The organism is Corynebacterium variabile, assembly GCF_006539825.1.
In the GTDB taxonomy this organism is placed as follows: Bacteria; Actinomycetota; Actinomycetes; order Mycobacteriales; family Mycobacteriaceae; genus Corynebacterium; species Corynebacterium variabile.
On sequence record NZ_BJNT01000004.1, the window covers coordinates 252,500 to 263,350 of the forward strand.

Genomic DNA, 10,851 nt, shown 5'->3' on the forward strand with positions numbered 1-10,851 from the left:
GGGAACGGCTCAGTGGGGGACAGGGTGCCCTGACCATGTGACTTAGCCGGTACTGACACGGCGGGACGCAGAGCATTAGACTTGCCACGGAAATATGCCGACGGAACCACCCCCTGTTCCGTAACCGTCGAGGAGGTCCTGCGGGACTATGAAGCTGACCGAAGCCAACACCGACCGACTGCTCGCGCTCAAGGACGAGGTCACCGCGTCCTACGAGGAGCTCAAGGCCCGTAACCTGGGCCTGAACCTCACCCGCGGCAAGCCCTCCTCCGAGCAGCTCGACATCGGAGAGTCCCTGCTCAGCCTGCCCGGCGAGGACGACCACACCCTCGCCGACGGCACCGACGTGCGGAACTACGGTGGCGGCGACGGTATCCGAGAGATCCGTGAGCTGTGGGCCGAAGTCCTCGGCATCCCCGCCGATCTCGTCGTCGCCGGCGACGCGTCCAGTCTGAACATCATGTTCGACCTCATCTCCTGGTCGCACACCTTCGGCAACAACGACTCCGAGCGTCCCTGGGCGGCGGAGGAGACCGTCAAGTGGATCTGCCCGGTCCCCGGATACGACCGCCACTTCTCCATCACCGAGACCTTCGGCTACGAGATGGTCACCATCCCGATGAACGAGGACGGCCCCGACGTGGACGCCATCCGCGAGCTCGTCAAGGACCCCCAGGTCAAGGGCATGTGGGTTGTGCCGGTGTTCTCGAACCCGACCGGTGCCACCGTCTCCCGTGAGGTCGCCGAGGCACTGGCGTCGATGGAGACCGCCGCCCCCGATTTCCGCATCATCTGGGACAACGCCTACGCCGTCCACACCCTCACCGACGAGTTCCCGGAGATCCTGGACATCGTCGGTATCGCCGCGGAAGCGGGCAACCCGAACCGGTTCTGGGCGATGTCCTCGACCTCGAAGATCACCCTCGCAGGTGCCGGCGTCGCCTTCTTCAACTCCTCGAAGGAGAACCTCGACTGGTACCGGAAGTACGCGACCATCCGCGGCATCGGCCCGAACAAGGTCAACCAGCTCGCCCACGTCCGCTACTTCGGCAACGCCGAGGGTGTCCGCTCGGTCATGCGTAAGCACTCCGGCATCCTCGGCCCGAAGTTCCGTGCCGTCACCGAGATCCTCGAGAAGCGTCTCGGTGGCCTCGGTATCGCCGAGTGGACCCACCCGGCGGGCGGCTACTTCATCTCCGTCGACCTGCTCGACGGCACCGCGAAGCGCACCGTGGAGCTGGCCAAGGAGGCGGGCATCGCGCTGACCGGCGCGGGCTCGGCCTTCCCGCTGAAGAGCGACCCGAACAACCGCAACCTGCGTCTCGCCCCGTCCCTGCCGCCGCAGGAGGAGGTCGAGGTGGCGATGGACGGTGTCGCGACCTGCATGCTCCTCGCCGCGATCGAGGCCGCAGAAGCCGCCGGCGTCGCGGAGTAGGCGCGCGTGAATCTCAAGGAGACGACCTACTGGGCCTCTGACCTGCTCCCCGGCGAGCCGACGACGACCACCCGCCGGGTGGTGCAGGGTTTCCCTGAGTTCACCGTCGCCGAGGTGAATATCGGTGGTCCCGGTGACCCGGACGACCCGACCGCCCCCGTCGAGACCGTCGCCATGACGCTCGACGCGGCCCGCATCGAACCCGGCCTCGTCACCGAGGACGGCGCTGACCTGCGCGTCGAGTTCGTCACCGTGACCACCCGGCATTCCCGGGCCGCCGCCGACCTGGTGACTGCGGCGGCGACGATGATCGCCCAGGACCCTCACCAGCGATCCCCGCAGCCCGGCCTGCTCCTGCCGGACCTGGGCTGGCACGTCGACGAGTCGATGACGGCGAAGCACGGTCTGCTCATCCCGCCGTTCCTCTGGGAGGACGGCGTCCCGCACGTCCACGAGGTCGATTTCGGGGGACGCCACGGTGGCGGCACCTCCCAGGACTGGACCCATCCGGGGCGGATGACGGTCGTCGCCCAGCTGGTGATGCTCACGGACGGGGAGTACTCCGCGGCCACGTCGCAGGGCCTTGGGGTGGTGCAGCAGCAGTTGCTGGACGCCGGCACCGACCTCAACGACGTCTGGCGCTGACCGGTGCGGTAGCCGGTCCGGCAGGTGGCTGAGGGGCGTCCGGGGGTCGCCCGTGGGTCGTCCGTGGGTTGCCCGACGGTTGCCGGTTCACCGCGTCCGGCGTCCTTGTACTCTGGTGCCGTGGCTCTCTACAGGAAGTACCGGCCGGCGACCTTTGCCGAGGTTGTCGGGCAGGAACATGTGACCGAACCGCTGTGCACCTCGCTGGACAGCGGCAGGATCAACCACGCGTACCTGTTCTCCGGGCCGCGCGGCTGCGGCAAGACCTCCTCGGCGCGCATCCTCGCCCGCTCCCTCAACTGCGTGGAGGGGCCGACGTCGACCCCCTGCGGTGTGTGCGATTCCTGTGTCGCCCTGGCCCCCGGTGGTCCGGGCACCCTCGACGTCACCGAGCTCGACGCCGCGACGCACAATGGTGTCGACGACATGCGCGAGCTGCGCGACCGCGCGTTCTACGCCCCGGCGGAGTCCCGCTACCGCGTCTTCATCATCGATGAGGCGCACATGATCTCCTCGGCGGGATTCAACGCCCTGCTGAAGATCGTGGAGGAGCCGCCGGAGCACCTCATCTTCATCTTCGCGACGACCGAGCCGGAGAAGCTGCTCCAGACGATCCGCTCGCGGACGCACAACTACCCCTTCCGTCTGCTGACCCCGCCGGCCATGCGTGGCCTGCTGTCGAAGGTCTGTGAGGACGAAGACGTCGTCGTCGAGGACGCCGTGTACCCGCTGGTCATCCGCGCCGGCGGCGGGTCCCCGCGTGACTCGCTGTCGATCCTGGACCAGCTGCTCGCCGGTGCCGGGCCCGAGGGTGTGACCTACAAGCGGGCCGTCGCACTGCTCGGTGTCACTGATTCGACCCTCATCGACCGTGCGGTGGACGCCTTGTCCGTCGCCGACCAGGCGGGGCTCTTCTCGGTGATCAGCGACGTGATCGACGCGGGCCATGATCCGCGTCGGTTCGCCACCGACCTGCTCGACCGGTTCCGCGATCTGCTGGTCGTCCAGTCTGTGCCGGAGGCCTTCGACACCGGCCTGGTGGACGCCCCGGTCGATGAACGTGATGTGCTCACCCGCCAGGCCGGTGAGCTGGGTACCGCGACGCTGACCCGGTGCGCCGCGCTGGTCAACGAGGGTCTGATGCAGATGCGTGGGGCGACTTCGCCGCGGCTGCTGCTGGAGATCCTCTGTGCCCGGATGGCGCTGCCTGCCGCCGGGATGACGGTGGAGTCACTCGCGCAGCGGATCGAGGCCCTGGAATCCGGTCAGGTCACGCCGGGTGCCGGAGCTGCACCGGGTGTTCCGGGATCTCCGGAGGATGCCCCGGGTGTCGCCGGGACGACCCGCTACGTGCGTAAGTCGCAGCGCCAGGCCGCCGCTCCGACTGCGACCCCTGTTGCCACGACCGCTCCCGTGGCTGCACCTCGGGCGGCGGATCCGTCCCAGGTCGACGAAGCTGATGCGACAGTACAACCTGTTGAATCCGCACCTTCCACCCCTGAACCTGCCGAGGAGTCTGCCCCGGAGGACACGATGTCCGAGGCCGAGCGTGCGCGAGAGATCATGCGCCGCAACCGCCGTCGGTCCACCGAACCGGCTGCTGCAGATCCAGCACCCGAGCCTGCCCCTGAACCTGAGCCTGAAACGGCACCCGAGCCTGAGCCCCAACCAGAGTCCCAACCCGAGCCGACTCCTGAACCCGAGCCGACTCCTGAACCCGAGCCGACTCCTGAACCCGAGCCGACCCCTGAACCTGAGCAGGCGCCAGAGTCCCAGCCAGAGCCCCAGTCTCAGCCTGTGGCTCCGGCCGCCGACACCTCGGCGACACCTGACGTGGTGTCCCGCTGGGCGGAGGTCCTCGAGGCCCTCCGTGCCGTGGACCTCAGTGCATGGATTGCCGCCCGTGACGCGGTCCCGACCGCCGGTGAACCGTCCTCCGACGGCACCCCGGGTGTGGTGCTCTACCACCACACCGGCGCCTTGGCGTCCTTCATCAACAACCCGGCCCACGCCGCCGCCTATGCCTCGGCTGCAGAGCAGGTGACCGGCACACCGGTGAGTGTGCACGCAGTGGTCGGAGTGCCGCCGGGAAAAGCTGAGGCGGACGGCACCGGGACCCCGGAGCCTGCACAGCCGCCAGCTCCCGAGCCGGAACCGGCCCCCGAGCACCCCGTCGCGCCTGAACCGGCTGCCGCGTCCGATCCTGAACCTGCACCCGACCCGGAGCCTGAACCCGCTCCGGAGGGTGAGCCGGCCCCTGTTCCGACGACCGAGCCGACGAGCGAACCTTCCCCGGCAGCGGACTCTCCGACGGATCCCGTGTCGATCGCCCTTGCCCGGGCCAAGGCACAGGACCAGGAACCGTCGCCCGTTCCCGCGGTGCAGCCGGCTCCGGCCCAGACTCCCGTTCCTGCTCCCGCCCAGGATCGTGCACCTGCGACCGGCGGTGACGGCAACAATGTCGAGGAGCTCACCGGCTGGCGTGCCCGCATGGCACGCAACAACAACCGGCGGTCCGCAGCGGCGACAGCGGCGGACAACGGCTTCAACGGCGTCCCGCTGCCGGAGGAACCCGGCGAACCCTGGGACGACGGTTACGGCGGACACCAGAACGGGCCCACCGGACCCGGGACCTCGACCCCCGGCGTCCCCGGTCAGGGTGCCGCGAACCAGACGCCCTACGATCACCGCGCCGAGGCCGAGGAAGCCCTCGCCCAGCTCGACGATCCGAACTCCGGGAACCTCGACCACCGGTCCGCCCTCGAGATCGCCGGGGAGCTGCTGGAGCAGCATCTCGGGGCCGAGCGCACCCGGTAGACTCGTTTCCCGGTAACTCCCGAAACCCACGACCACACCGAACCGTCCCGAAAGGACCCACCGTGCCCCAGCCCGACATGAACCAGATCATGGCCCAGGCCCAGCAGATGCAGCAGAAGCTCCAGGAGGCGCAGGCCGAGATCGTCGCCTCCACCGTCGAGGGCACCGCCGGCAACGGACTCGTCAAGGTCAGCATCAGCGGTGCCGGCGAGGTCCAGTCCCTGAACATCGACCCGCAGGTGGTCGACCCCGACGACGTCGAGACCCTCCAGGACCTCGTCATCGGTGCCTTCCAGGCCGCCAACGACAACCTCCAGCAGCTGTCCCAGGAGAAGATGGGCCCGCTGTCGCAGGGTCTCGGCGGCTTCGGATTCTAGGGCCGGTCCGAGGAATCAGGAGCCACTGAGTTGTTCGAAGGTCCACTCCAGGACGTCATCGACGAGTTCTCCCGGCTGCCCGGGGTGGGCCCGAAAAGTGCACAGCGCATCGCCTTCCACCTGTTGCAGGCGGAGCCGACGGACGTCGAGCGCCTCGCCGGCGCGCTGACGCGTCTGCAGCAGGGTGTGCACTTCTGCCGTATCTGCCACAACATCTCGTCCGAGGACGTCTGCCGCATCTGCGCGGATTCCTCGCGGGACGCCACGCTCGTCTGCGTCGTCGAGGAGTCCAAGGACATCCAGGTCATCGAGCGCACCGGTGAGTACAAGGGGCGCTACCACGTCCTCGGCGGGGCACTCGACCCGCTCAACGGCATCGGGCCGAAGGAGCTCAACGTCACCGCACTGGTGCAGCGCATCGGTGGCCGGGTCGATGACGTCCCGGCAGCCGACGGCACGCTGCCGGACGCCCCGGACATCAGCGAGGTCATCATCGCCACGGACCCGAACACCGAGGGGGAGGCCACGGCGTCCTACCTGGGACGCCTGCTCAAGGACTTCCCCGGGCTGACTGTCTCCCGGCTGGCCTCGGGTATCCCGATGGGCGGCGACCTGGAGTTCGTCGACGAGCTGACGCTCTCCCGGGCCTTCGAGGGGCGGACGCCGCTCGGGTGATGGAGGGGGTGGTGATGGGGTGTCCCCGCCCGTCCTGCGAATCTGCCGCAACCCGGGCAGACTTGATCATGTGACCACCACCGGAACCACCACCTGGCGCACGCTGCGCCGCACCGCCGACCTGACCGCGCAGCCCTGGGCCAACGGCCGGGGCACCACGATCGAGCTCATCTCCCCGGACGAGTCCGCCGCGTACTACAGCCGTTTCTTCCCGGTCGACGGCCGGTGGCGACTGAGCGTGGCGTCCCTCAAGGAGGAGGGGCCGTTCTCCCCGCTGCCCGGCATGGACCGGATCCACACCCCGCTCGCGGACATCGAGCTCACCGTCGACGGCACACCGCACCGCATCCCCGCCCACACCCCGTTCGCCTTCGACGGCGAGGCGGACGCTGTGCTCACCGACCTCCCTCGCCCGACCCGGGCGGTGAACCTCATGGTCGACCACGACAGTCCCGCCGCAGGACGCCTGCAGGTCACCGTCGTGGACGCGCTCATTCCGGTGGACAATGCCCTGGCTGCGGTCCTGCTCGACGAGACCGCCGACCTGCTGGTCCCGCACCGGGCGGGAATGGGTGAGATCCGTGACATTTCCCCGGGAACGCCCCTGGCCGTGATCTCGTGGACGGTATGACTGACGGTATGACCGGGAACTTGAGCACAACCGAAAACTCGACCAGCCGATCCGACGTTGCACGCGCAGCCGTGTGGAGCACCGTTTTCGGCGGTGCGGGTGTCCTCCATGTCGGGGCACGGCGCTTCTACGACACACTCATTCCGGAACAGCTGCCCGGCGAGGCGAAGTACTGGACGTGGGGGAGTGGGCTGGTCGAGTTCGGTCTGGCTGCCGCGATCGCCAACCCGAAGACCCGGGCGAAGGCCGCCGGGCCTGCCGCTGCCTTCCTCGTCGGCGTCCTGCCCGGCAACGTGAAGATGGCGATGGACTGGCAGGTCGACGACCGGAAGTCCACCGCGATGAAGATCGGCGGCTGGGCCCGTGTCGCGGCACAGCTGCCGATGATCGCGTCGGTGCTCCGATTGCGGTGATGGAGCGCCCGTGAACATGGGTTCATCCGTATGTTTTTAAACATGTCACGATACAGTGACGCCAATCACAATCAGGTGGTATGACCACAGTAGTGCGGGGGTGGGTACCCCGCTTGCGTAGTGGGAATTCCGTTTTCCGGGGAAATCCGTTCTCTGCTGGAACAACGTCTCCCACCTGCGGGGATTCCGGGGTCGGGCGGCGGGGAATCACGGGGGTGGTTTTCGTTATGACAAAGGTATGACTCACCCGGTGTGCCAGACGGTAGGCATACCGTGTGTCCTCGTTCGCGCGGGAACCGGTCCCGCGCAGATGATCCATACCGATCAGACGTCTCCCCGAAAGGAGCCCGATGCCGTCCAGCATCCTCGTGGCGAACCGCGGCGAAATTGCCGCCCGTGTCGTCCGGACCGCCCGTGACCTCGGCCTGCACTCCGTGGCCGTGTACTCCGACCAGGACATCGAATCCCCGGCCGTCATCCTGGCCGACGAGGCCTACGCACTGGAGGGCACCACCCTCCAGGAGACCTACCTCGACGTCAACAAGATCATCGACATCGCCAAGCGTTCCGGTGCCGACGCGGTCCACCCCGGCTACGGCTTCCTCTCCGAGGTCCCCGAGGCAGCCCAGGCCATCGCGGACGCCGGCCTGACCTGGCTCGGCCCGGCCGCCGACACCATCAGCCAGCTCGGTGACAAGATCAGCGCCCGCCGCGTCGCCATCGCCGCCGGTGTCGAGCCGGTGCCCGGCACCGTCGACCCGGTCTCCGACATGGCCGAGGTGGACGCCTTCATCGCCGAGCACGGCTTCCCGATCGTCCTCAAGCGCTCCGACGGAGGTGGCGGACGCGGCATCGAGGTCATGCGTGACGAGCAGGACGTGAAGAACTTCGCCGCCGGACACGCCATGGCCGGCGGTGACCTCGGCAAGTTCTTCATCGAGAAGTTCATCACCTCGGGTCGCCACATCGAGACCCAGTGCATGCGTGACGTCCACGGCAACTTCGCCGTCGTCACCACCCGCGACTGCTCCGTGCAGCGCCGCAACCAGAAGGTCATCGAGGAGGCCCCGGCCCCCTTCATGCCCGAGGGTGCCGTCGAGACCCTGACTCAGTGGTCCAAGGCCCTGTTCGACCACACCGGATACGTCGGCCTCGGCACCTGTGAGTTCATGCTCACCGACGAGGGCAACCTCCACTTCCTCGAGGTCAACCCGCGCCTCCAGGTCGAGCACACCGTCTCCGAGGAGGTCACCGGACTCGACCTGGTCGAGGCCCAGTTCACCATCGCCGACGGCGGCACCATCCCCGAGGTCCCCGAGGTCCGCGGCCACTCCATCGAGCTGCGCCTGACCTCCGAGGACCCGGCCAACGACCTCGCCCCGGCCGCGGGCAAGATCAAGGAACTGACCTGGCCCGCCGGCCACGGCATCCGCATCGAGACCGGCGTCCGCCTCGGTGACAAGGTATCCCCGGAGTTCGACTCGATGATCGCCAAGCTCATCGTCACCGGCCCGACCCGCACCCGCGCGATCGAGCGCGCCCGCCGCGCCCTCGGTGAGCTGGAGATCAAGGGCATCGCCACCGTCACCCCGCTGCTGGACCTCATCATGGCCCACCCCGACTTCGACGGCGCCAACGAGCACGGTGACCTGCAGGTCCGTACCCGCTGGCTGGAGACCAAGTTCCTCCCCGAGCTCACCGACGAGGAGTGGGTGAAGCTCGGTAAGAAGGGCGGCAAGGACGACGCGAAGGACGACGCGAAGGACGGCGACGACGAGGACGGTGTGGGCCACGCCATCGCCGACGCGCTGCGCACCTTCACCGCCCAGATCGACGGCCGCCGCCACAAGATCACCCTGCCGGAGGGCCTCGCGTCCCTCGCCGGCCTCGGCTCGATGATGCAGTCCGGCCTCGGCAACATCGGCGACTCCCTCGGCGAGATCGGCAGCAACGCCCGCCGCCGCGTCCAGCCGCTGCGCGGCTCCCGCCGCCGGAAGAACAAGGAGGACGCCGCCCCGGACGCCGGTGAAGGCCTCAACGCCGACGGCGCCCTGCTCGCCCCGATGCAGGCCATCGTCGTGCGCCTCGGCGCCGAAGTCGGTGCCCAGGTCAACGAGGGTGACGTCATCATCGTCCTGGAGGCGATGAAGATGGAGAAGTACATCCACGCCCCGGCGTCCGGCGTGCTCACCTCCTTCGATGTCGAGATCGGGCAGAACGTCCCGGCCGGCACCCCGCTGCTGCACATCGACGTCGCAGAGGCCGCCGCAGAGTCCACCGAGAACACCGAGGAGGCGTAGATGACCACCGCGTCCAGCACCGAGAAAGCCGTCGTCGACTACACGGCCCTGGCTGCCGCCGCCGACGAGAAGGCGAAGAACTTCCAGCACGCCAAGGGCAAGCTGACCGCCCGCGAGCGCATCGACATGCTCTGTGACGAAGGATCCTTCGTCGAGCACGGCCGCTTCTTCGGCGGCGACCCGGCCCAGGGCTTCCTCGGCGCCGCCGTCGCCACCGGTTTCGGCACCGTCGGCGGACGCCCCGTCGCCGTCTACTCCCAGGACTTCTCCATCCGTGGCGGCACCCTCGGCAAGGTCGAGGGCCAGAAAATCACCGACCTCATCGAGCGCGCGGTCCAGCAGGGCGTCCCCTGCTTCGCCCTGCTCGACTCCGGCGGAGCCCGCATCCAGGAGGGCGTCGGTGGTCTGGCCATGTACGGTCGGATCTTCCGGGCGTCCTGCCAGGCCTCGGGATTCATCCCGCAGATCTCCGTCATCCTCGGCCCGTGCGCCGGCGGTGCGGTGTACTCCCCGGCCCTGACCGACTTCGTCATCATGACGAAGGAGAACGCCCACATGTTCGTCACCGGCCCCGACGTGGTCAAGGCCGTCACCGGTGAGGTCATCAGCCTCGACGACCTCGGTGGCGCCCAGATGCACAACTCGGTCTCCGGCGTGGCCCACTACCTCGCCGACGACGAGGAGGACGCCATCGACTACGCCCGCAGCCTGATGGACTACCTCCCGCAGAACTGCAACGACGAGCAGTCGAACTACTCCTACCAGCCGTCCCCCGAGGACATCGAGGCTGCGATGGGCGTCGGCGACATCATCCCCGACGACCCCCGCATGCCCTATGACGTCGTCGAGGTCATCGAGGCCATCGTCGACCACGGCGAATTCGTCGAGGTCCAGGAGCACTGGGCGAAGTCCATGGTCATCGGCTTCGCCTGCATCGAGGGACGCCCCGTCGGCATCGTCGCCGACCAGCCGATGCACAACGCCGGCACCCTGGACGTCGAGTCCTCCGAGAAGACCGCCCGCTTCGTGCGCTGCTGCGACGCCTTCGGCCTGCCCGTGATCACCCTCGTCGACGTGCCCGGCTACCTGCCCGGCGCCGAGCAGGAGCGCGCCGGCATCATCCGCCGTGGCGCCAAGGTCATCTACGCCTACGGCAACGCCACCGTCCCGATGATCACCATCATCACCCGCAAGGCCTACGGCGGCGCCTACATCGTCATGGGCTCCAAGGGCATCGGCGCGGACTACGCCTACGCGTGGCCCAAGGCCGAGATCGCCGTGATGGGCGCCGACGGTGCGGTCCAGATTCTCAACCGCCGCGACATCCGCGCCGTCCCGGAGAGCGAGCAGGCAGCCGTCGCCAAGCAGCTCTCCGACGAGTACACCGCGAAGAACATCAACCCGAACTTCTCCGTGGAGATGGGTGAGCTCGACGGCATCGTCCAGCCGATCGACACCCGCGACACCATCGCCGCCGCCCTGCGTGCCCTGCGCACCAAGCACCGCGACCTCAACCGGTTCAAGTACCACTCCAACGGGCCTCTGTGACGGGTCCGGT

At 68.4% G+C, this 10,851-nt stretch carries 9 protein-coding genes; all 9 read left to right on the forward strand.

Features of this window, described 5'->3' with window-relative positions:
* The first annotated feature begins 148 nt into the window (after positions 1–148).
* The 9 genes from CVA01_RS02920 to CVA01_RS02960 all read left to right on the forward strand — a co-directional run bounded on the left by CVA01_RS02920 (position 149) and on the right by CVA01_RS02960 (position 10,841).
* Complete coding sequence (locus tag CVA01_RS02920; RefSeq protein ID WP_141328472.1) at positions 149–1,435, forward strand: aspartate aminotransferase type Ic; 1,287 nt, start codon at positions 149–151, stop codon at positions 1,433–1,435.
* A 6-nt stretch (positions 1,436–1,441) separates the two neighbouring features.
* Positions 1,442–2,080 (forward strand): hypothetical protein, encoded by a 639-nt coding sequence (locus CVA01_RS02925; RefSeq protein ID WP_014011020.1) that lies wholly within the window; start codon positions 1,442–1,444, stop codon positions 2,078–2,080.
* Positions 2,081–2,200: 120 nt separating this feature from the next.
* Positions 2,201–4,897 (forward strand): DNA polymerase III subunit gamma and tau, encoded by a 2,697-nt coding sequence (locus tag CVA01_RS02930; protein WP_170209671.1) that lies wholly within the window; start codon positions 2,201–2,203, stop codon positions 4,895–4,897.
* A gap of 62 nt (positions 4,898–4,959) precedes the next feature.
* Complete coding sequence (locus CVA01_RS02935; RefSeq protein WP_141328476.1) at positions 4,960–5,274, forward strand: YbaB/EbfC family nucleoid-associated protein; 315 nt, start codon at positions 4,960–4,962, stop codon at positions 5,272–5,274.
* 30 nt (positions 5,275–5,304) lie between these two features.
* The gene (gene recR / locus CVA01_RS02940; RefSeq protein ID WP_041630191.1) at positions 5,305–5,949 is read left to right on the forward strand and encodes a recombination mediator RecR; all 645 of its coding nucleotides are present in this window, start codon (positions 5,305–5,307) and stop codon (positions 5,947–5,949) included.
* Positions 5,950–6,019: 70 nt separating this feature from the next.
* Entirely contained in the window at positions 6,020–6,580 is a 561-nt protein-coding gene (locus CVA01_RS02945) for a HutD family protein (protein WP_244938108.1), read from the forward strand.
* A 20-nt stretch (positions 6,581–6,600) separates the two neighbouring features.
* A complete protein-coding gene (locus tag CVA01_RS02950; protein ID WP_244938109.1) occupies positions 6,601–6,993 on the forward strand; it encodes a DoxX-related protein in 393 nt (130 codons plus the stop codon).
* Between the two features lie 350 nt (positions 6,994–7,343).
* A complete protein-coding gene (locus tag CVA01_RS02955) occupies positions 7,344–9,293 on the forward strand; it encodes an acetyl/propionyl/methylcrotonyl-CoA carboxylase subunit alpha (protein ID WP_014011014.1) in 1,950 nt (649 codons plus the stop codon).
* Complete coding sequence (locus CVA01_RS02960; protein ID WP_141328480.1) at positions 9,294–10,841, forward strand: acyl-CoA carboxylase subunit beta; 1,548 nt, start codon at positions 9,294–9,296, stop codon at positions 10,839–10,841.
* Positions 10,842–10,851: the final 10 nt, after the last annotated feature.